Annotated in this window: 16 protein-coding genes; 2 read left to right on the forward strand and 14 right to left on the reverse strand. The window is 44.7% G+C overall.

Annotated features, from left to right (window positions below):
• Window positions 1-2: 2 nt before the first annotated feature.
• The 9 genes from cheD to KV201_RS04515 are packed head-to-tail and all read right to left on the reverse strand — an operon-like array spanning window position 3 to window position 9,660.
• Entirely contained in the window at window positions 3-623 is a 621-nt protein-coding gene (gene cheD, locus KV201_RS04475) for a chemoreceptor glutamine deamidase CheD (RefSeq protein WP_011846809.1), read from the reverse strand.
• Window positions 610-1,455, reverse strand: a complete 846-nt coding sequence (locus KV201_RS04480) for a CheR family methyltransferase (RefSeq protein WP_226058635.1) — start codon at window positions 1,453-1,455, stop codon at window positions 610-612. Before KV201_RS04480 ends, cheD begins: the two co-directional genes overlap by 14 nt.
• On the reverse strand, window positions 1,456-3,429 hold the full coding sequence (locus KV201_RS04485; protein ID WP_226058636.1) for a methyl-accepting chemotaxis protein: 1,974 nt from the start codon (window positions 3,427-3,429) through the stop codon (window positions 1,456-1,458). It lies immediately after the preceding gene.
• Between the two features lie 2 nt (window positions 3,430-3,431).
• Window positions 3,432-3,947 (reverse strand): chemotaxis protein CheW, encoded by a 516-nt coding sequence (locus KV201_RS04490; RefSeq protein ID WP_226058637.1) that lies wholly within the window; start codon window positions 3,945-3,947, stop codon window positions 3,432-3,434.
• 10 nt (window positions 3,948-3,957) lie between these two features.
• Window positions 3,958-6,117: a chemotaxis protein CheA gene (locus tag KV201_RS04495; RefSeq protein WP_226058638.1), complete on the reverse strand. Its 2,160-nt coding sequence runs from the start codon at window positions 6,115-6,117 to the stop codon at window positions 3,958-3,960.
• Window positions 6,118-6,134: 17 nt separating this feature from the next.
• Complete coding sequence (locus tag KV201_RS04500; RefSeq protein WP_226058639.1) at window positions 6,135-6,500, reverse strand: response regulator; 366 nt, start codon at window positions 6,498-6,500, stop codon at window positions 6,135-6,137.
• Between the two features lie 3 nt (window positions 6,501-6,503).
• Window positions 6,504-8,210, reverse strand: coding sequence for a fused response regulator/phosphatase (locus KV201_RS04505; protein ID WP_226058640.1), 1,707 nt, complete (start codon window positions 8,208-8,210; stop codon window positions 6,504-6,506).
• Between the two features lie 2 nt (window positions 8,211-8,212).
• On the reverse strand, window positions 8,213-8,503 hold the full coding sequence (locus KV201_RS04510; RefSeq protein WP_011846801.1) for an STAS domain-containing protein: 291 nt from the start codon (window positions 8,501-8,503) through the stop codon (window positions 8,213-8,215).
• Between the two features lie 14 nt (window positions 8,504-8,517).
• A complete protein-coding gene (locus KV201_RS04515; protein WP_226058641.1) occupies window positions 8,518-9,660 on the reverse strand; it encodes a methyl-accepting chemotaxis protein in 1,143 nt (380 codons plus the stop codon).
• 276 nt (window positions 9,661-9,936) lie between these two features.
• Between KV201_RS04515 and KV201_RS04520 the strand changes: the two genes are divergently transcribed.
• Complete coding sequence (locus tag KV201_RS04520; RefSeq protein WP_087486481.1) at window positions 9,937-12,642, forward strand: acetate--CoA ligase family protein; 2,706 nt, start codon at window positions 9,937-9,939, stop codon at window positions 12,640-12,642.
• A 258-nt stretch (window positions 12,643-12,900) separates the two neighbouring features.
• Here the strand turns inward: KV201_RS04520 and KV201_RS04525 are convergent, their stop codons facing one another.
• From KV201_RS04525 to KV201_RS04545, 5 genes are all read right to left on the reverse strand, one after another.
• Window positions 12,901-13,929, reverse strand: coding sequence for a GGDEF domain-containing protein (locus KV201_RS04525; RefSeq protein WP_226058642.1), 1,029 nt, complete (start codon window positions 13,927-13,929; stop codon window positions 12,901-12,903).
• A 271-nt stretch (window positions 13,930-14,200) separates the two neighbouring features.
• Complete coding sequence (locus tag KV201_RS04530) at window positions 14,201-15,826, reverse strand: phosphoethanolamine transferase (RefSeq protein ID WP_226058643.1); 1,626 nt, start codon at window positions 15,824-15,826, stop codon at window positions 14,201-14,203.
• 267 nt (window positions 15,827-16,093) lie between these two features.
• On the reverse strand, window positions 16,094-18,187 hold the full coding sequence (locus tag KV201_RS04535) for a prolyl oligopeptidase family protein (protein WP_226058644.1): 2,094 nt from the start codon (window positions 18,185-18,187) through the stop codon (window positions 16,094-16,096).
• 211 nt (window positions 18,188-18,398) lie between these two features.
• Window positions 18,399-18,905, reverse strand: coding sequence for a MarR family winged helix-turn-helix transcriptional regulator (locus KV201_RS04540; protein WP_226058645.1), 507 nt, complete (start codon window positions 18,903-18,905; stop codon window positions 18,399-18,401).
• A complete protein-coding gene (locus tag KV201_RS04545) occupies window positions 18,905-20,194 on the reverse strand; it encodes a cation diffusion facilitator family transporter (RefSeq protein WP_226058646.1) in 1,290 nt (429 codons plus the stop codon). Before KV201_RS04545 ends, KV201_RS04540 begins: the two co-directional genes overlap by 1 nt.
• A 639-nt stretch (window positions 20,195-20,833) precedes the next feature.
• Between KV201_RS04545 and eco the strand changes: the two genes are divergently transcribed.
• Window positions 20,834-21,385 (forward strand): serine protease inhibitor ecotin, encoded by a 552-nt coding sequence (gene eco / locus KV201_RS04550; RefSeq protein WP_107404558.1) that lies wholly within the window; start codon window positions 20,834-20,836, stop codon window positions 21,383-21,385.
• Window positions 21,386-21,450: the final 65 nt, after the last annotated feature.

Consider the following 21,450-nt stretch of genomic DNA (forward strand, 5'->3'; position numbering starts at 1 on the left):
ACTTAATCACCAAATAGTTCAACGTCGCCGCCCGTGGGGAGATTACGAACCCGTAAGCGATACTCGCTTTCTCGGTCAAGGATCGTGCTGTTGTGCAAACTTTTAATTTTGCGAACTTTCACTTTGCCCGTATGGGGGAAAAAATACACTTTGCGCGGATACACATCGAGTAAATCGGCGGCAATAATCGGGATATTTTCCGTATTAAGATATTCAATTACAAACTCAGCATTACGCTCACCAATGTTATGAAGTGTAAAACCTTGCAACATGTTGCCGCCACCAAATACCTTTGCCTCAATTGCGCTTCGACGTGCACCGAGTTTTAGTAAGTCATTTAATAACAGTTCCATTGCATACACACCGTAGCGGGCAGAGTCGGCGAGCACCCCAGTGCTATTACTGTTATCGCTTGGTAATAGAAAGTGATTCATCCCGCCGATTTTGAGCTTAGGATCATACAAGCACACTGACACGCAGGAGCCAAGCACAGTCACTATCATGGTATTTTCACGGGTGGCAAAATATTCGCCGGGTAAGATCTTCACCGCATCGCAACCAAAATGACTATCATGGTAGCGATTCGGCTCTGTAACGGCATATTCGATATTAGGTTTTAGCACTCGAACTCCCTTTCGCTGCTCGATAAGTGGTCTGTCCAACCGCCGTTATAATCTGCGGAAACATATTAAAATTTTCCGAATGTCCCGCAATATAAAGTCCATCCTCACTCAGGGAGTTCATCATGTGCTTTAAAATGACTTCCTGAGTTTCTTTATCAAAATAAATCATCACATTACGGCAAAAAATCACATCGATTGGCGTTTTTAACGGCCAAAATGAATCGAGTAAATTGATGCGGGTGAACTGGATCATCTGCCTTAGCTCTGGCACAACTCTGGCATTACCAAACTGAGCTCCTTTTCCTCGATGGAAGAATCGTTTTTTACGTATCTCACTGATCGCTTCAATTCTTTCTAGGGGATAAATACCTTGTTCGGCTTTATGCAGTACGCCACTATCGATATCGGAGGCAATGATCTCAATGGGGGTATTAAAGTTGCCAAAGTGTTCTGCCACTACCATAGCTATCGAATAAGGCTCTTCACCCGTACTACTGGCAGCGCACCAAATTCTTTTCGTATCAGGATGTTCCAATAAGTAATTCCTGAGTATCTCGAAATGATGTGGCTCCCTAAAAAATGCCGTCTGATTGGTGGTTAATGCGTTAATAAATTCTTGGTGTTCACTTTCCTGTGCGAGCAGATAGTCAAAGTACGCTGAAAAACCGGACAATTTCAGTGTCCGGATCCGCCGCACTAAACGGCTGTACACCATAGCATCCTTGCTATCGGCAAGTTTAATACCTGAAAACCGATACAGCGTCGTCCGCGCGGTATTAAAGTGCGCCGTGGTATAGGCAAACTCCCGCTCCAACGATTTAAGCTCGCTCAATTAAAATTCTTCCCATTCATCTTGATCCACTTTTTTCAATTTTGACATGGGCATTTTTGCTTTAACGGGCATACGAGCAACCGTCAGCGAGGTGGTGTTTACCGTAAGCTTTTTCTTCTTTGTTGGCTGAACAACATGCGGCTGTTCATCGTCATCTACGCGGAAGCTGGCAACACTGTCTGATAATTGTTGCGCTTGAGATTGCATGCTTTCAGCTGCAGCGGCCGCTTCTTCAACCAAGGCAGCATTTTGCTGGGTCATTTCATCCATTTGCACCACAGCTTTGCTGATCTCATCAATGCCAAGTGCTTGTTCATTGGACGCTGAGGCAATCTCCGCCATGATGTCGTTCACCCGTTTAATGGCGATGACGATTTCTTTCATGGTATCGCCCGACTTACCGACAAGGCTGTTGCCGCTTTCGATCTTAGTGACAGAATCCGAGATCAATGCCTTGATATCTTTAGCGGCATTGGCCGAGCGTTGGGCTAAGCTGCGTACTTCTGATGCGACTACTGCAAAGCCGCGTCCTTGCTCACCCGCCCGCGCGGCTTCAACGGCGGCATTAAGCGCTAAGATGTTGGTTTGGAATGCAATACCATCAATAACACCAATGATGTCGGCAATCTTACGCGCCGATTCATTAATCGATGCCATGGTCTGTACGACTTGCTGGATAAGCTCACCACCGTCCACCGCCACTTCAGCGGCTTTAGATGCTAAGGCATTGGCTTGGCTGGCGTTATCCGCATTGAGTTTCACTGTACCTGTGAGTTCCTCCATGCTGGCGGAGGTTTCTTCTAGGCTCGAAGCTTGCTCTTCGGTGCGGCTGGATAAATCTGCGTTGCCTTGGGCAATTTCTGCTGAGGCGGTATTAATGGTATCCGCCGCTCGCTGAATATCTTGGATCATAAAAGATAGCTTTTCAGCGGTTTGATTTGAGTAATTTTTCAAATCATTAAACGTGCCTTCATAATCGTTATAAATGCGGGTAGTCAGATCGCCATCCGCCAGCGCCATCAGTACGCGCGCCACATCTTGCAGTCCACGGTCCGAGGTTTCAATTAACGAATTTAAGTTGTTCGCCAGCATCAGGAAGAAACCTTGCTTGCCTTCGGTGTCCGCCCTTTGGGAGAAATCACCCGCAGCTGCTGCGGTCACAATGCGGGAAATCTCTTGCTCGGTTTGCACTTCAATGGTGCGATCGAGCCATTCAACCACTGTCCCTAAGCGCTCGCCTTCTTTTGACACTATTGGACTGGCGGTTAAACGGAAATGGCAACTGGCCACCTTAATCAGCGATTCATATTTACGGTCTAATTTATCGAGTAAACTCGCTTGGTGGGCTGGATTGCGATGGAAGATATCCATCGAGCTGCCGAGGATTTTATCCACGGAAAAATGCGGTAAAGCCTGCCTAATTTCGTGCTCCGACTGGCGTAACATGGCTTCGACCGAGCGATTCATATAAATGATGGTACGGTTAGCATCGGCGATCATGACGTTGGTACTGGTATTATTGAGCGCTTCCATAATGCGCTGAGTTGCTCGCTCGGCTTCAATACTTTCGGTGCGATCTATCCACTCGACACCTGTGCCTAAATGTTTATTTTCAGCCGTGATAATCGGCGTCAAAATCAACCTAAAGGTACGTTTGCCAATGGTGATTTGTGCAGTATGGGACTGAGTCAAACGCTCTAACAGATTGCGTTGATGCGCTGGATTTTTATGGAAAATATCGATATTACTGCCGATCAGTTTGGCAACCGAGAATTGAGGTAATTCTTTACGAATATCGTCCTCGGCCTCTTGCAGCAAACGGACGACGGCTTTATTCGCATAGATGATATTGCGCTGACTGTCAGCAATCATGAAACTGTTGCCACTGTTATCTAGCAACTGAAAATAGCGCTGACGTTCTTCATCCTTTTCTAGGCTTGCTTCAGCATTTCCAAATATATTAAAGATACCCATTATCATTGCTCCTGATCAGTCAGACTATTTGCATCAATTAGACCCAGCTCATCACTGCTGATCAGAGCCTGAATATTTACCAGAATTACCATCTTATCTTCAACCGTGGCTAAGCCTTTGAGGTAGCGACTATCGAATGCCACCCCAAATTCTGGTGCGGGTAAGATTTCCTCCGTCGACAACTTAATCACATCGGATACGGCATCGACCACTATGCCAACAATGCGCTCGAACACGTTGAGCATAATAACGATAGTGAACTCGTTATAAGTGGCTGCTCCAACAGCAAACTTCATCCGTAAATCGACTATGGGTACTATGTCACCGCGCAGATTTAACACTCCTTTAATAAAGTTAGGGGCGTTGGCGATTTTAGTGACTGGCTCATAACCGCGAATTTCTTTCACGGACATAATATCGAGGGCATAGTGCTCATCACCCAATACAAAGCTCAAAAACTCCACCTCATCTTGGGAACTGTATTCCACTTTGGCGGCCATGGTTGATCGACTCTCCATTTGCTGTTCCTTAATTTTTGATGTGCAATGCAAGCGATTCGACATCGAGGATCAAAGCAACGCTACCATCACCCATGATGGTGGCGCCGGAAACTCCGGGGATCCTGCGGTAATGTTTTTCAAGACTCTTGATCACGACTTGCTGCTGGCCAACTAAGGCATCAACGCACAGGCCAAAGCGCTTGTGGTTGCTTTCGAGCAATACCACTATGCCCTCTTCTGGCGTGCTGGCCTTTGGCTCAATCTCCATCAGTTGATGAAGATTAAGTAGAGGTAAGTACTCTTCACGCACTTTTAAGAGTCTTTCTTTGGCTAGAAATTTGAGTTGTTCGGTTTGCGGCTGAATGGATTCTATAATGTGTACTAAGGGCAAAATGTAGATCTGATTGCCAACAGACACACTCATACCATCGACAATCGCAAGGGTGAGCGGCAATTGGATCTCAAAGGTCGCGCCTTTACCCTGCACAGAGTCGATATCGATTCTCCCTCCTAGGGCTTCAATATTTCGGCGCACCACGTCCATACCGACACCTCGACCAGACACGTCAGTCACTTCCTGCGCGGTTGAAAACCCTGCTGCAAAAATCAATTGCCAGACTTGCTTGTCGCTTGCATTCTCTGCGATAGCAATACCATTCTCTTTCGCCTTTTGGATAATACGCTCACGACTTAAACCTGCGCCATCATCGTACACAGCAATGACTATGCTGCCGCCACGTTGACTCGCTTTGAGAAAAAGTTGCCCAATTTCTGCTTTACCTGCTGCCAAACGAATGTCGGGTTTTTCGATGCCATGATCTAAGCTATTGCGCACTAAGTGGGTCAGCGGATCGACAAGCTTTTCTATCATGCCCTTATCAATTTCTGTGTTACCGCCTTCAATCACGAGATTGACGTTTTTACCCAGTTGCTCAGAAAGATCCCTCACCAATCGATTGAAACGGTTAAACACAAAAGATACCGGCAGCATACGCACCGACATCACTGCCTCTTGCATTTCGCGAGTATTACGTTCCAATTCATTGAGTGCAGTCTTAAGCCGCTCGCCTATCTCGCCAGTCAACTCATTCCCAATCAGAGTCAACATAGACTGAGTTATGACCAATTCGCCTGCCAGATTGACAAGAGTATCGATTTTGGAGGTTTCGACCCTTAAGGTGGCATCCGGAGCTGACGCGGCGGTTTTTTTAGTCGCTGCTTTCACCTCAACTTGAGTATTTTTTGGCGTAATGGCTGGATTGAGTGCTGCGGTTGAGCTTGGTGCTACTGTTGTACTTGCAGACACGCTGGTAGCTGGCGGTGCTTTGGGATCTGTTTCCTTCTCTTTAAATATGCTACGTTTTGCTTGAGTATTAGCGGTCACCTTAACTTGATTCGCTCGATTTGTGGCAGGTTTAGCTGCCGCAGGTTCCACTGGCTTTGAGCTCAGTAACTCGATTTCATTGGCGAAGGATTCAGGGGTTAATGCCTCAAAAAAGCCAAAACCCAATTCATCATCAGAGGCAGTAACTAACTGCTCTGCGGTACTATTAACACTGACACTAACCTCAGATGTTAAACTCTCAACGCTAATATCCTCAGCTTGATAAGCCTCTTCAAAAAATCCAAAGTCTTCACCTTCGATAACAATATCGCGCTCCATTTCATCTTCGAAAAATCCAAAACCCAGCTCATCCTCGGTTTCCACTAGTGCAGAAGGCTCTGCATTGAGAGTTGGAGTCACAGGAGTGTTAGCGATATCAGTGCCATTGCGTACTGCAACCGATGAGCTAAAAGACTCGCCATTTAACGCTGCGACCAGCTGACTTTTACTGTACTCCACCTCCTGCCAATCAATTTGTTCTTCTTCGCGGTACAGGCTCAATATATGGGATAGCGTATCAACGGTACTCAGCAGTAAATCGATAATCGATGAGGTGAGTTGGAAGTTGCCCTTGCGGGTCATGTCCAGCAGGTTTTCCATCACATGGGTGACACTGGTCAGTGCGGTAAAACCAAAAATACCACTGCCACCTTTAATCGAGTGGGCAGCACGGAAAATCGTGTTCAGTTCTTCAGGATCGGGAGAAGCAAGGTCCAATGCCAATAGCAATTGTTCCATATTTTCAAGATGTTCATGACTTTCTTCAAAAAAGACCTGATGGAACTCGGCCATATTGATGGACATAGCGCACCCCGTTGCAGTTAACCCAGCACTTTAGCCGTAATCGCTAACAGCTTTTGAGGATCAAAGGGTTTTACCATCCATCCCGTCGCACCTGCCGCTTTTCCTTGCGCCTTCATGTCATCGCCCGCTTCCGTCGTGAGCATAATGATCGGAGTGCGCATAAATGCCGACATAGCACGTAAGGATTTAATTAAGGTCAGTCCATCCATTCGCGGCATATTTTGATCCGTCAGGATAAAATCAAATTTTTGCCCATTACAAAGATCAAGGGCTTCACGGCCATCTTTGGCCAGTACCACTTGGTAGTTAGCCGATTTAAGGGTCGCTTCGACCATTTGTCGAATCGCAGCGGAATCATCAACCACTAATATTTTTTTACTCATGCGCTATTCCATTATGACTTTCGTTATATTTCCTGGTGATACTAATTCGTAGGTCTTAGATAATGTTTTCACCAGTGAGAGTCCTCGTCCAGAAAGCTGAGGGATATCTACAACTTTATTTTTATACCCCTTAAATCCTTGACCACTATCTGCCACACATATGTGCAACTCATTCGTTATGGAACACCAAACTAAACTCACTTTTACCCAATCATTCATTGTGAGTCGTGCTGAAGAACTGTCTCTAATACTATGGTACAGTTCGAAACCATCCGGATCACTTTTTAGCCGAGAATCTAATTTTAGTACACCATGGTCTATAGCATTACTAAATAGTTCGGCAACCACTGTAAAAACCCTTTGGCAAAAACTTGTCGCAAATCCAAACATACCTAAGAATTGATTCAAAGAATTCAAATATTCAGCACTTAACAACATAGGCCCAGCGAGTTTGACCTCCCAATCAAATTCGCCATCCATATTTGACCGAACAAGGCAGATATCATACTGTTGATGCCACTCACTCAATCGTTCAAAGTCTAATGTGCATACTGTAATATCATCCGTTATAGGCTTACCATCGAAAACGTTTTTAAAGTTTTCTGTTAAGTATGGGATAAGCTCACTCGCGTGTTGAATAAATAATGAGTTTAAAGTTTCAATGCCGAATGGTTTGTTTTCATTAGTGTATTGTTCAATTAATCCATCACTAAATAAACAGGCATGACCGACAACGGGTAAATCAACCGTAGCAATATCCGCCACGAAGGTTTGGGGAGGCAAAATGCCAAGAGCCATGTTTGTTGATTTGAATTTTATGATATTTTTTACAGGATAATGGTCTGAGGCTGTTTCAGTTTCAAGATGGTTTTTGATATATACGGGTGGCATGCCGCCGTTCCAAATATGTATTTTTTTCCGATAAAAATCGACTTCTAAAACAATACAAGCAACAAAGCGATCATCAGGATTTTCTCTATGTACTTTTGAGTTCAGTTCATATATTAGCGTTGCTAAAGAAAACCCCTTTGAAACCATGGCTCTAAATGTACTTGCAACACGCATAATTGGCATTGCTGCACTTAATCCGTGGCCCGTTGAATCTGCAAGCATAAGGAAAAAATTGCCATTAGGAGCTAACCCTTTAAGGATTATGTCACCACTAAAATTGGCACTTGCTTGGCAGAAAGTACGAACAAACTCGAATTGGGTATTATCAATATTGACTAAGTGCTCGAATAAGTTCCTAGCCATTTTTTCTTCTCTGGCTTTCTCATACAGCATTTTTTCAAGTTCAACTCTTTGTAGCTTAACTTCATGCTGTAACTTAACCCGAGTTAATAAGCACTCGACTTTATACCAAAATATCTCAAGGTTAATTGGCTTAACAACAAAATCTAATACGCCCATTCGAAAACATTCTAATACGGACTGATGTTCCTTAGTATTGCTGATCACTATGACTGGAGTAGTTATTTTTTCTTCATTTAAATGTTCAAGTAAAATTAGAGCTGTACCATCTGGCTGCCAAAAATTAATCAGCATAAGGTCAATCTTATATTGTGATAATTCTGATAAAGCTTCCTCAATATTATTACAGACAATGACGTGGTAACCTTTCTCATGAATAAAGTCACTAATTGTCTGGCTCATCATGACATCGTCATCGATGACTAATATATAGTTCTTCTTTGCTATTAATGATTTCATGACTAGCAATTCTCTATAATGTAGAGTTTCTGCATGTTAGCAATGTTGAGTATTTCCTCGGCTTGACCATGTGCACCTTTAATAGAGGTCGAAATATGTAGCTCCTGTGCCTTACGATGTAGTAGTACCATCATACCTAAAGCGGAACTGTCCAAATAAAGCACTCGGCTAAAATCGAGAATAATATGATTAATCCCTTCCAGTTTAATGATGCTTTGATAGCTGTACGTAAATGTTTTGTGATAATAGAAATCAAATCGTTCTGGCAATGGAATCGTTTGAATATTTGACATTGTGATATCCCTATTTAAAAGAGTTCAATTTCACCACAGGTAATTTGATCCCTTGATACGGGATTGTGTGTCTCCTGACGCCGGCGACTCATTTGTGTCGAAATGTCATCACCTTGAATGCCAAACTCCTGTTGCGACATAGTGGCGACACGATTGAGGGACTCTTTTAAATGACTTAAGGATTGGTTGGTGTAAATCAGACTTTGGGAAGTGATATCACTGAACTGCAAGCCTCGAATCGTATCTGAGATGGCTTGTTCGAGGTCATGTGCCGATGAATCTATGCGTGCGATAACATGAGAATCCTTCTCTGCTTTGACAATAATATGTTTAAGTGCAGTATCAATATCCTTCTTTGCATCTATGATATAAGTCATATCTTGAGCGGCAACTTTACTCACGTGTACGGTTAATTGTTCAATCTGAGTTTGAATCGATCTAAGCTGTTTTTGTATACCTTCACTAAAGCCTGAGCTTCGAGTAGATAAAGCACGTACCTCATCGGCCACAACCGCAAATCCTCTGCCCGCATCGCCCGCTCTCGCCGCTTCAATTGCCGCATTTAAGGCGAGTAAATTGGTCTGGGAAGAGATTTGGTCTATATCCTGTAAGGCTTTCATTGCTTGGGGCATGGCCTCGTAGATGAGATTCACTTTTTCCAACAACTCCATGGTCGATGCTGACATATCTACTGTGGTTTGAATAAAGCGCTCTAACGTCATCGAGGTATTATTGGCAAATTGCTTCATTTGATCTGAATGGAATAACTCATCATCGTCGGCACTTTTTACGAGATCTGAAATAAACCCAGTTTGCTCTGTCATCAACCGCCCTAAGCCATCGAACGATTCGCTTAGCAAATTGACCGCATCGCCCTGCACTGTCAGCACGCTATCAATGTTAGATTCACAACTGTTGAGTGTGGTGATCGTTTCTTGATACAGATTGACGTGGGCTTGCCAATCGGCGGCAAGATGGGTGTTTGAGGACTTATCATCATGCTGTTGAACTGATTGTATTTGCTTGTGCTGAAAAGATTGCCACAGCAACATAATCAACACGGAAATAATCGGCCCCATAGCCCAGAATGTCATTAAGCTAAGCAGATATCCAATGCCTGCCGCACTCACTGCAACGACCCCATCCTTGTATGTCATATGTATTTCACAATAATTGTACAGTGATTAAAAAGTAGCTTGGTACTGAGCAATTTTCAAACATGAAAGTGAAATTTTTCACATTGTTACGTGTCGCAATGCGGAAAATGCAGTTATCCCGTTAGAAATCCTCAGTATTGGACGCAAATCTTCAATAAATTGCTGTAAATTCATGATTTGCTAATAAACTTGCCTTTATAGAACCCGAAACTTAACTGTGCAGTACTCATACCCTAGGTTACACTGGAAGCGTCATTGATTGGGATGGAATCGCTTATGAGTCAACGTACATTACACTCCTTATTTAAACCGACTTCCGTTGCCATTATCGGCGCTTCGAATACCGAGAAACGCGCGGGTAATGTGCTGATGAAAAACCTGCTCTCCAGTGGTTTTTCGGGTCCTATCATGCCAGTCACCCCTAAATATCGGGCTGTGATGGGGGTGCTCGCCTATCCCAATATTGAAGCGTTACCCATCAAACCCGATTTAGCCGTTATCTGTACCCGCGCTTGCCGTGTGCCCGCCATCGTTGAAACCCTGGCGCAATTTGGCTGTAAAGTGGCGATAATTATGGCGTCGGGCATGGCGCAGGAATTTAACGAAGATGGCGTGAGTCTGCTCGACCTAACCATGCAAAATGCCAAGCGTTACGGGATGCGTATTCTGGGGCCAAATAGCTTAGGTATGTTGCTGCCGCCATTGGGATTAAACGCCAGTTTGGCCCATGCCAGTGCCCTACCGGGTAAAATTGCCTTCGTGTCTCAATCGGCCGCCATTTGTACAACAGTACTCGATTGGGCTAATAACAAAGGTATTGGCTTTTCGTCCTTTATCTCTCTGGGCGATGCCACCGACATTAACTTTGACGAATTGCTCGATTACCTTGGTCGCGACAGTCGCACCAGTGCCATCATGCTTTATATCGATTCTGTGAATGAGAAACGCCATTTTCTCTCCGCTGCCCGAGCCGCCTCACGCAATAAACCGATTTTGGTGATTAAATCTGGCCGCAGCGCCGAAGGGGCCCGCGCCGCAAAATTACATACGGGCGGCGTTGGCGGTAACGATGCCGTGTATGAAGCGGCATTTCGCCGTGCGGGTATGCTGCGGGTTAACGACTTAATTGAACTGTTTGCCGCGGTTGAAAGCCTTGCGCATTCCAATCCGCTGCAAGGTGAACGCTTAGGGATTATCAGTAATGGTGGCGGCCCCGCGGTGTTAGCGGTGGATGAACTTATTATGCGCGGCGGTAAACTGGCAGAATTGTCAGATGACACCATAGCCAAATTAGAGGCGGTGTTACCTAATACTTGGTCAAGGCAAAATCCCATCGATATTATTGGTGATGCGAACGCGTCACGATATGCTAAAGCCTTGACTATCTTGATGGATTCCAATGAGCTGGATGCCATTTTGGTATTACACTCACCTTCGGCGCTCGGTGAAAGCGTTGAAATCGCCGATGCCTTGATTAGCGTGATCCACGCGCATCCGAAAAAGAACCGCCTTAATATTTTGACCAACTGGAGCGGCGAAGACTCAGCCTATCAGGCGCGAAAACGCTTCACTAAGGGCGGCATATCCACCTATCGTACGCCCGAAGGCGCCGTGGGTGCTTTTATGCATATGGTTGAATACCGCCGTAACCAAAAACTGCTGCAAGAAGTACCGCAATCGATCCCCGACAATATTCCTACCGATAGCCACACGGCGCGCACATTACTGCAAGCGGCTCAAGCGAAAGGTAAATCGGTACTCGAAACCCATGAGGCCAGCCCTATTTTGCGCGCCTATGGGCTGAACACTATAGATACTTGGTTTGTGAAAGATGCCGATGAAGCCGTCGCCATCGCTAATGAAGCGGGCTATCCCTTAGCGTTAAAAGTGCAGTCTCCGAACATCTTGCATAAGTCCGATGTGCACGGGGTGATGCTCAATTTAACCTCGGCCGAAGATATCCGCCACGCCGCGAGTGCGATTACCCAAAGGGTGCATCAAGCCAATCCCGAAGCCATTATCGAAGGCATGATAGTGCAAAAGATGGCGTTGACCGCTGGCGCACAGGAAATCCGTGTTGCCGTGATAAGCGATCCTGTCTTTGGTCCGGCAATTTGTTTGGGTGAAGGCGGTTCTGAATGGGACCCTACCAATGACGCCGCCGTTGCCCTGCCGCCACTGAATATGGCACTGGCGCGTTACATGGTGATCCAAGCGTTAAAGACCCATAAGTTGAAGGACAGGCATTTACCGCTCGGTTTAGACATGAATGCCCTGTGTGTGATGCTAACGCAAATATCCCACATCATCATCGATTGTCCCGAAATCGCTTCGTTGGATTTAAACCCAGTATTAGCCGCGGGTGAAAACATCACGCTGCTCGATGTGAATATCCGTTTGCACGATGCCAATGCCGACAGTTCATCGCGCATGGCCATCATGCCGTATCCGAAAGAATTAGAAGAAGTTGCCGAGCTTAAAAACGGTCTTAAGGTGATGCTAAGGCCGATTCTGCCCGAAGATGAACCCAAGCATTTGGCCTTTGATAATTCGTTATCCGATGAAGACAGATACAAACGCTATTTTGGGGTGCGCTCGAAAATGACCCATGAGGAAATGGCAGTATTAACCCAAATCGATTACGCCCGTGAGATGGCCTTTATCGCCACCGCCAAAGGCCCCGATGGGGATGACATCACCTTAGGTGCAGTACGGGCTTCCATCGACCCCGACAATACCGAGGCCGAGTTTGCCATGGCAGTGCGCGGCGATCATCAAGGTATAGGTTTAGGTAAGTTGTTGCTCGAAAAACTGATTAAGTATTACCAAGCTAACGACACGCCTGTGCTCACCGGCTTTACCATGTTCGAGAATCGCAATATGGCCAGCCTTGCCAAGAGTCTCGGTTTTAAAGTGAGCTTCGACATGGAGGAGCATTTGATCAAAATGCATATGGATTTAAAACCGCCCAGTGATAAATAGCGGCTATCCAAACTGACAAAAATGCCGCAATGATTTGCGGCGTTTTTTTATCACATCTGCTGAAATCCATAGTACAACTACATAGTTCAATTTTTATGTAACTTAGTCTTATCGATTAATCACTTAAAATGTCAGGATGCTTGAGAAGAGTATGGGTAATGAGCCTAGGCCGTGCACCATTGGCTGAATAAACGCAGCAAAATTAACCTGTTTATGGTAACTGAACCAGCAAAACTCAGCCGCAAATCCCCTATCTATTTATCCTCTCACGCAGTTACGGCCTTCGGCCTTCGCTTGATACAGCGCTTTGTCGGCGCGACTGAATAGAGTTTCTGCATCGTCGCCTTGCTGTAATGAAGCCAGACCAATAGAAACAGTAATCGCGCCAAGAGAAAGTTTTTTGTCTTTTCCTATGGTTAAGCGGCGCTCAGAAATACGTTCCCGCAAATTCTCAGCCACTTGTAATGCATCGTGAAAATGGGTATTCGGTAACACCACCACGAATTCTTCGCCGCCATAGCGCGCCACAAAGTCATCCCCTCGCACACATTGTTTTAAGGCTAATGCGACATAGGCCAACACTTTATCGCCGGTTAAATGGCCATAGGTATCATTAAAAGCTTTAAAATTATCGATATCGATTAGCAAAAGGCTGCAACGGGTTTGGTGATCTTGGGAGAGGTAGATTTGATCTTGAATGCTCAGTTCGTAGGCACGGCGATTGTGCAGCGAGGTTAATTGGTCTGTCATCGCTGCTAGGCTCAGGTTTTCCATTTCCGATTTAAGATTTTGCACTTCTTGGCCCATGGTGCACAGGCTTTGCTCCATCTCACGGTTGTTGATGAGTAGCATCTGCATTTCATCGACTACACCATCAACCAGCTCTTTTAAGGTATTAATGTCGGGATTTGTCTGTAGGCGTAAACCGAACTCAGCTAATGAACCTGAAAACGCCGCGGTGCCTTGACTCAACTGGCTGATTTTACTTAACAAACTATTGATCAGGATTTGCGTTTCAATCTGCACATTTTCAATCACTTCGGGTGACTTTTCTTGAATAAAGTTCTTATACAGGCTGGTGTTGACCTCCTTGGTAAAAGAGACCGAATTTGCCAGAAAGCCATCAATCGCACGGTTTAAATCGAGATTTGTCCCTGCAAAATATTCATACCAAACAGTGTAGTTTTCAGGTGTAACGGGGATATCGAGGGCAGACATTTGCGGTACGGCCAAACGCAAAATTTGCGCGGCAGAATCAAGCTCTTTATTTTCTGCAGTAGAAGGCATAAATCGCGAACCATAGACTTGTTATGTTTTTGTATGCATTAAGTTAACTCAAGTACTTCGATTTGGATATGGGAGAAATCAATTATTATGATAGGGAGCAAAAGAAAAGAGGATGTTGCCATCCTCTTTGAAGTTCGAACTTGGATCGACTAAGACAAACTAACGAGGTATCACTCAATAACTTGTGGTCAGTAGATCATACTTAGTCACAAGATAACATTGAGTCGCACGATAATGTTAGCGACTCAATATTGACGAGTTAATGGGTTGATTAACCTCGGCAACTGGCAAAGATATCTAACTTAGGCTGATATACCTCGGTCTTGACATTCATTAGGCCTAAAAGACTGTCGAATAAATTGTCATGGGAGAAACCGCCCTTCGCCGCGTGCTCAGCTAAACAAGCCATGTCTAAGTGGTTATCTTTACTGAAATCCTCAGATACCCAAGCAAGCATAGGAATACTCGTCTGTTCGATTGGCGCAATGCTGTAAGGTGCGCCATGTAAATACATGCCCTTCTCACCTAAAGACTCGCCGTGGTCGCTGAGATACAACATGGCTGGATCAAATTTATCTTGCTGATCTTGTAACTTTTTCACCACTTCGCTGATGATGTAGTCAGTATACAAAATGGTGTTGTCGTAGGTGTTCATCAGCTCATCTGGGCTACAGTTTTGGATATCGCTGCGCTGACAATCCGGTGTGAACTTACGGTGCTCCGGTGGATAACGTAAGAAATACGTCGGTCCATGGCTACCAATCACATGCAGGACAATCACAGTATCTTTGCGTTCTGCAGTGGCCAAGGTTTCATCTAATTTGTTGAGTAACACTTGGTCGAAACAATATTGGCCAGTACACAACTCAGGATCGCTGTTCAAATCAATTGTAATGTTTTCAACTTGATCGCACACGCCTTTACAGCCAGAGTCGTTATCAAACCATTGCACTTTAATCCCGCCATGATTCAACACATCTACCGCAGTATCTTGAGCATAGGCCCGGCGTGAATCGTAATCTTCCCGTCCCATGCGCGAGAACATGCAAGGAAGAGAAACAGCCGTTGCCGTGCCACATGAACTGGTATCTTTAAAGACAATCAAGCCTTGATCTTGGGTATGGGCGTTGGTTGGCTTGTCATAACCATAATACTGATAACTCATCGAACGCGCAGTTTCACCGACCACAAGCACTAATAAGTTAGGTTTACCATTAGGGTTGGCACTGACATTTTTAGCATCGAGACCCAGTGGCTGATATTCAATCGGCGTTTGTAAGTAGTGCACATTAATGTACTTAGACACAGCGCCAATAAAATACGTCGGCACGATATAACGTTTTAGCTCGTCGTTGTTGCGGCCAAAGGCGGCGTAATCTTGGAAATAAAAGAAAGCAATAATGCCGAGTCCCGCCAACATCGCCAGCATAAACAGCACTTTATGTAGTAACTCTTTGAAAAAAGGCTGGTACTGAATATCGGCCTTATAGATAAGGCACGCAGGTAAAATCCCTGTCAGTAACATATTCATTATCGAAGCGAAATTCACATACATCAGCGCTTCAGCATGATTGGTTTGAAAGGTGTTTTCTATCATGCCGTAATCAAACACGACATTGTATTGATAGGCGGCGAAGAACACACTCGATGACAACAAGGTGAGTATGATGAAAAACGGCTTAACGAGGTACTTCACCGTAAATAAGGAAAACACAAAGCTGAGGGCAAAGGCTAAAAACAACGGCATAGTGGCGATGAAGATAGGATCGACATCCGGTTGTTTTTCGATGCCTTTTTTAATGATGCCGAATAGTGGGATATTGAAGATACAAACGTAAAATAACGCTGTGATAAAAGTGAATCGATTCACCGATAGAGTCTTAAATCTTGCTAGCACTGATAGCTCTCACTCAAATTAGTTGTTTGTCGAGACTAACTTAATATTCTTAAGGTAATCTTAGGCTGTAACAGTCAAATTTTTTGCCATAGTAGCAAGCTCTTGGTAATGGCTCAAATTATCTGTGGTTAATGCTCACATTTTAAAAACAAACTTAAAAAAACGGCCGAACCTCAATGAGTTCGACCGTTTTTTGCTCCCCAACCTATTAGGGCCTTGCTCGGTTTTATCACCAACGAATTAACATTCATGTTAACCCTGCGGTGATTATCGTAACTGCTGTAATAAGTAGGCAAACGCCATTGAATTAAGTTCCGCAGCTTGATTATTATCTGCAGCGCCGGCGTGGCCACCTTCAATATTTTCGTAGTACAACACATCAATCCCCATGTCTTTCATCTTAGCGACCATCTTACGGGCGTGACCTGGGTGAACCCTGTCGTCACGGGTAGAAGTGGTGAAAAAGACCTTTGGATAATGCACGTCTTTATGCAGGTTATGATAAGGCGAGTAGGTTTTAATGTACGCCCATTCTTCTGGAATATCAGGGTTACCGTATTCGCCCATCCAGCTAGCACCCGCTAGCAACTTATTGAATCTAAACATATCAAGCAGAGGCACTTGACACACGACAGCATTATAAAGATCTGGTCTGCGGGTAAATGCCGCGCCCATTAACAGGCCGCCGTTGCTGCCGCCTTGGATGCCTAAATGTTTGCTTGAGGTGATTTTACGGGCAATTAAATCTTCAGCAATAGCCTCGAAATCTTCATAGGCTTTATGTCGATTCTGCTTTAATGCCGCTTGATGCCAAGCAGGGCCGTATTCGCCACCGCCACGAATGTTGGATAACACATAGACGCCGCCCTGCTCCAACCAGTTCTTACCAATGGTGGCCGAATAAGAAGGACGCAGCGACACTTCAAACCCGCCGTAACCGTAAAGTAGCGTGGGATGAGTGCCATCTAACTTAAGATCCTTAGCCATCACCACAAAGTACGGTACTTTAGTGCCATCTTTAGACGTCGCAAAATATTGCTCAGTTTTAAACTTGTCCGCAGCAAACTGTTGCGGCATACCTTTAATTTTCTTTGGATTTAAGGTTTTGGCATTCACAGTGTAGAGACTTGAAGGCTCAAGAAAACTAGTGTAATTCACGAAGAAATCATCACTGTCTTGCTCAACGTCCATTACAGTCAAGGCGCCATTCGCTTCAAACGGTACGTGAGTGCTCTGCCAAGCGCCTTTTTCGTCTTGCTCATAACGCACTAATTTGCTTTTCACGTTATCGAGCCAATTAACGAAAATTGCACTCTTGCTAAAACTGAGCTGCGCAATCGATGCGGTTTGAGTCGGGCTCACAAATAAACTGAACTTGGCTTTTTGGGCGATGAGATCCGCCACATCGGCATACACGACCGCGCCTTGCTTAAAGTTACCGTCTTGATTGGTTAAATCACTCTTTAACTCAATGAATAACTTACCTTTGAAATAACCTTTAATCTCTGCATCTTGCGGTAAAGGCAATCCAATGAGTTTACCGTCTTGGTACACATATTGGCTGGCGGTATAGAAGGTATGCGCCTCGGTCACTAAACTCAGCGGAGTTTTATCATCGAATAACACCCAGCCAGAGACTGCAACTGAAGCCTTGTCGCCGGTGAAAACTGGCTTAGCTTGGTCAAGTGGCGTGCCGCGTTGCCACAGTTTAACGCCCCGGGGATATCCCGAATCCGTCATGCTTTGACCATCACCAAAATCAGTACCGACAAAGGCGTGATCTTTATCTATCCAGCTCAGGCTCGATTTGGCTTCTTTTAAAAAGAATGGCTTATCTTTGGCAGCAACAAAGGATTTTGTGTTGAGATTAAATTCACGCACTTCCACCGCATCGGCACCGCCGCGAGACAATGAGACAAAACAGCGCTCATTTTCGGGATATTGACAGCTAATATCCTTAAATACCCAATTAACGGCTTCGGCTTTACCTAAGGCATCGATATCGAGCACGGTTTCCCATTTAGGATCGGCCTTGGCATATTCTTCCATTGTGGTGCGACGGTAAATGCCGCGCACATGGGTGTCATCCTTCCAAAAGTTATATAACTTGTCGCCAATATGGGTGGCGTAGGGAATGCGTTCTTTATCGTTCAGGATGGCGAGGCTATTCGCCACTAAGGTATCAAAACCTTTGAAGGCTTTAATTTCGGCGGCCGATGCGGCATTTTGGGTTTTCACCCATTCCATAGGCTTAGCGCCTTCAACATCTTCCAACCAAATATATTTATCTTCTTCTGCGTGAAGTTGACCGCTCATTCCGAGCACTCCTGCAATGCACCAAGGCAGTAATTTATTATTCATTCTATTCCTTTTATACAAAGTCCATCTTGAGTTCTGCCCTTACATTACCTTAATTAATATCCAGTTCAACTATTAATCCAACAAGAATGTAACAAAAGGTAAGGTACTGTAATAGCAGATGATTAATCTAGAATGAATCGCGTTTTTAAAGATATCGTGCTATAAAAAAGCGTCCACGAGGGACGCTTTTTAGTCGATGACGTAAGGTAAATTAAAACTCGTTATTCATGCGTGACAGCAAATGAAGCAGCACGATTCGTTCCTCACTGCTCATTTTTGCGGTGAGATCTGTGGTGAGTTGTAGATGCAAAGCATCATGTTCAAGGAACAAGGCTTGGCCCTTCTCAGTTAACTCCACCAGAATCGAACGGCGATCGGTTTCATGGGGGCGTCGCACGACCCACTGTGCCTCTACCATTTTATCGATTTGAACCGTTAATGTGCCGGTCGTGACACCAATCTTGTCCGCCAGTTCCTTCATCCGCATAGCGCCGTGCACGCCAAGTAACTCAATCGTGTGCACCTGCGACAGACTAAAACCTTTGTCACGTACAATGGCGTGCTCCCAAGACGACAGCTTTTCGTAAAATTCAATAATCACATGATTTAATGCATGATCTGTTGAATGTGCGGCCGTTGAATATCCAGCTGTTGAGTGAGCAGTCGAATGTGGCTCACTTGAATGTAGGTTTGATGAATGATGATGTTCAACAGTCATTAGGCTTCCTTAGCCATACACTCGCGCTGACGGCAAGTATGGAGTTCGATGGTGATATGGGCCAACTCAGGAAATTGTGACAGTAACTGATTAAAATAACTGACATCTTTTGGTGAATGGGACACGATGGACACCATAATAGCATGGTGATCGGCGCTCACTCGCCAAAGATGTAAATCGGCCACTTGATGATCCGTTACAGCTTCAATGGTTTGTGTGACTTTACGTTGTAATGATGCTTTAACGCCGCCGTCCAGCAAAATAGGACTGGTTTGCTGAATGAGTCCCCAAGACCAACGGCTGATAATCACAGCGCCGACAATCCCCATAATCGGGTCGAGCCAAGTTAGTCCCATGTATTTACCAAACAACAAGGCAGCGATGGCAAGCACTGACGTTAACGCATCGGCTAGTACGTGAAAATAGGCCGCGCGTAGGTTGTGATCATGGCTACCGTGGGCCTTCTGGCTCTTGTGCTCATGCTCATGCTCATGCTCATGCTCATGCTCATGCTCATGCTCATGCTCATGCTCTGCAGCATGTTGGTGATCCTGTTCATGTTGGCAATGGCTTTGATCATGATGACTTTCATCGTGTGCATGTGAGTCATGGTACGGATCCGCATCATGTGAATGCGCTGTATGGGCATGATCGTCATGGGTGTGTGCTTGGCTGTTATCATGCGCGTGAGCATGTTCGTCTTCATGATCATGTTCATGGTCGTGACTATGATCATGTCCATGACCGTGACTATGACCATGAGCGTGCCCATGGTCGTGGGTATGATGATCTTTAAGTAAAAACACACTCAGTATATTGACGCTTAAACCAATAACGGCCACAAAAATAGCTTCGTTGAAATGAATTTGCTCAGGACTAATCAGCCGCATTCCCGATTCAATCAACATCACCAATGCCACTAAACCTAAGGCTATTGCACTGGTGTAACCGCCAAGCACACTGACCTTACCTGTGCCAAAGGCAAAGGCGGGATCGTTAGCGTGTTTACGGGCATAGGAATAGGCAAACAGTGTGATCATAAAGGCCGCGGCATGGGTGCCCATGTGCCAACCGTCGGCGAGCAATGCCATAGAACCGTAAATGGTTCCGGCAGCAATTTCTGCCACCATAGTGATCACAGTTAAATACAGTACATAGCGTGTGTTTTTTTCGCCATCGCGGTTCTGACTCGAAAACTCATGTGAGTGTTGCCATTGGGCGAGTGAGTGCCCTTGGCGGTGGGCTGAAGCTTGATGCCCTGTCGCTTGCTCGACTGCTGTTGATTTCATTGTGTAATTCCTACTCCATGTCCATCGCTATCAATGATAAAAAACGTGTTGCCAGAATTATAGTTTGAAAATCAAAATATATGAAGATCAAATTAACTATTTATCAAGATATACCGTTTTCAAACTTTTAAACATGCATGTGGATCCCCATAATTCACATGTATTACTGTCATCAGTCGAGACGCAGATATGTGAATTAAGATAGGCAGCTAGACTAGGCAAAGGATATCAGGCAAAGTTTAATGGATTAGCGTTTGATTTATGTGTGAAAACAGCTGATTCAGCAGAGTAAGATTGGCTTTATTGCAGCCTTACGCAGTTGTAGAAAGACTCAGAATCGGTTTTTCAGAACGAGTTGAAATCCAAGTTTTAAGGTTTTTATCTAGGCTGTTTCGTATATTTTTCGCATGCTATGAGTCATTAAATCGCCACAGCAAAGAATTGAAATAGTAGCGAACTTAACGAAATAAGTCATTTAAAAGCAAAATTAACCCTTATTATTCAGGTGGATAAAAATTATTTGAGTAAACATCGATTTTTTATTGAATAACTTAACCCTTTTTTATCTCTGCCGCGTTTATAGGGACAGAACAACGACAAACTTGTCGACATCCATTCAGTTCGATTAGGAGAAACAAGATGAAATTGAAGACCTTATTTAGCGTTAGCGCTGTTCCCCTTGCATTTGCATTATTGTCATTCAATGCTGCGGCAGTCAGCCCGCCACACCCAACAGGATTAGATGCGCCTATGATCAGCATTCAACGTTTTGACCCAAAAGATTACAGCGCACAGGAAGCGACTAAGATGTTCCCTGCTCCGGCGGCCGGTATGGTGCAGCACATTTTGAGTTTGCCTAAGTTAGAAAACGAAGATGATTACATGATCGAAATCCAAATTGGCCAGACTCAAATGGTCGATTGCAATAAGCATGGATTAAACGGGGAATTAAAGGAACTGACAGTACAAGGTTGGGGTTATAACTACTATCAAGTGGATGAAATCGCTGAAGGGCCGAGCACTATGATGGCCTGTTTCGAACTGGCGAAGAAAGAGGCTTTTGTACGTATTCCGGGGGAACTAAAAATGCGCTACGACAGTCGCTTACCTAAGGTTTTTTATCTACCAGAAGGCGCTGAACTGCGTTTCAGAACGTGGAAAGTGGATTCAACCTATCAATATTCCAAGTAAGTAGCACGATTTTAACGCTCGAGTCATCAATCGAATGCGCTTCGAGTCTTTGCTGATTGATAAAA

Origin of the sequence: Shewanella sp. SR1 (assembly GCF_020447145.1) — a bacterium.
GTDB lineage: Bacteria > Pseudomonadota > Gammaproteobacteria > Enterobacterales > Shewanellaceae > Shewanella > Shewanella baltica.

Bases quoted from the DNA above. Each gene is read 5' to 3' on its own strand.
- eco (WP_107404558.1), top strand. From the start codon at position 20,834: ATGAAATTGAAGACCTTATTTAGCGTTAGCGCTGTTCCCCTTGCATTT.
- KV201_RS04495 (WP_226058638.1), bottom strand. From the start codon at position 6,117: ATGTCCATCAATATGGCCGAGTTCCATCAGGTCTTTTTTGAAGAAAGT.
- KV201_RS04515 (WP_226058641.1), bottom strand. From the start codon at position 9,660: ATGACATACAAGGATGGGGTCGTTGCAGTGAGTGCGGCAGGCATTGGA.
- KV201_RS04490 (WP_226058637.1), bottom strand. From the start codon at position 3,947: ATGGAGAGTCGATCAACCATGGCCGCCAAAGTGGAATACAGTTCCCAA.
- KV201_RS04510 (WP_011846801.1), bottom strand. From the start codon at position 8,503: ATGTCAAATATTCAAACGATTCCATTGCCAGAACGATTTGATTTCTAT.
- KV201_RS04525 (WP_226058642.1), bottom strand. From the start codon at position 13,929: ATGCCTTCTACTGCAGAAAATAAAGAGCTTGATTCTGCCGCGCAAATT.
- KV201_RS04540 (WP_226058645.1), bottom strand. From the start codon at position 18,905: ATGACTGTTGAACATCATCATTCATCAAACCTACATTCAAGTGAGCCA.
- KV201_RS04500 (WP_226058639.1), bottom strand. From the start codon at position 6,500: ATGAGTAAAAAAATATTAGTGGTTGATGATTCCGCTGCGATTCGACAA.
- KV201_RS04535 (WP_226058644.1), bottom strand. From the start codon at position 18,187: ATGAATAATAAATTACTGCCTTGGTGCATTGCAGGAGTGCTCGGAATG.
- KV201_RS04545 (WP_226058646.1), bottom strand. From the start codon at position 20,194: ATGAAATCAACAGCAGTCGAGCAAGCGACAGGGCATCAAGCTTCAGCC.
- KV201_RS04520 (WP_087486481.1), top strand. From the start codon at position 9,937: ATGAGTCAACGTACATTACACTCCTTATTTAAACCGACTTCCGTTGCC.
- KV201_RS04485 (WP_226058636.1), bottom strand. From the start codon at position 3,429: ATGGGTATCTTTAATATATTTGGAAATGCTGAAGCAAGCCTAGAAAAG.
- KV201_RS04505 (WP_226058640.1), bottom strand. From the start codon at position 8,210: ATGAAATCATTAATAGCAAAGAAGAACTATATATTAGTCATCGATGAC.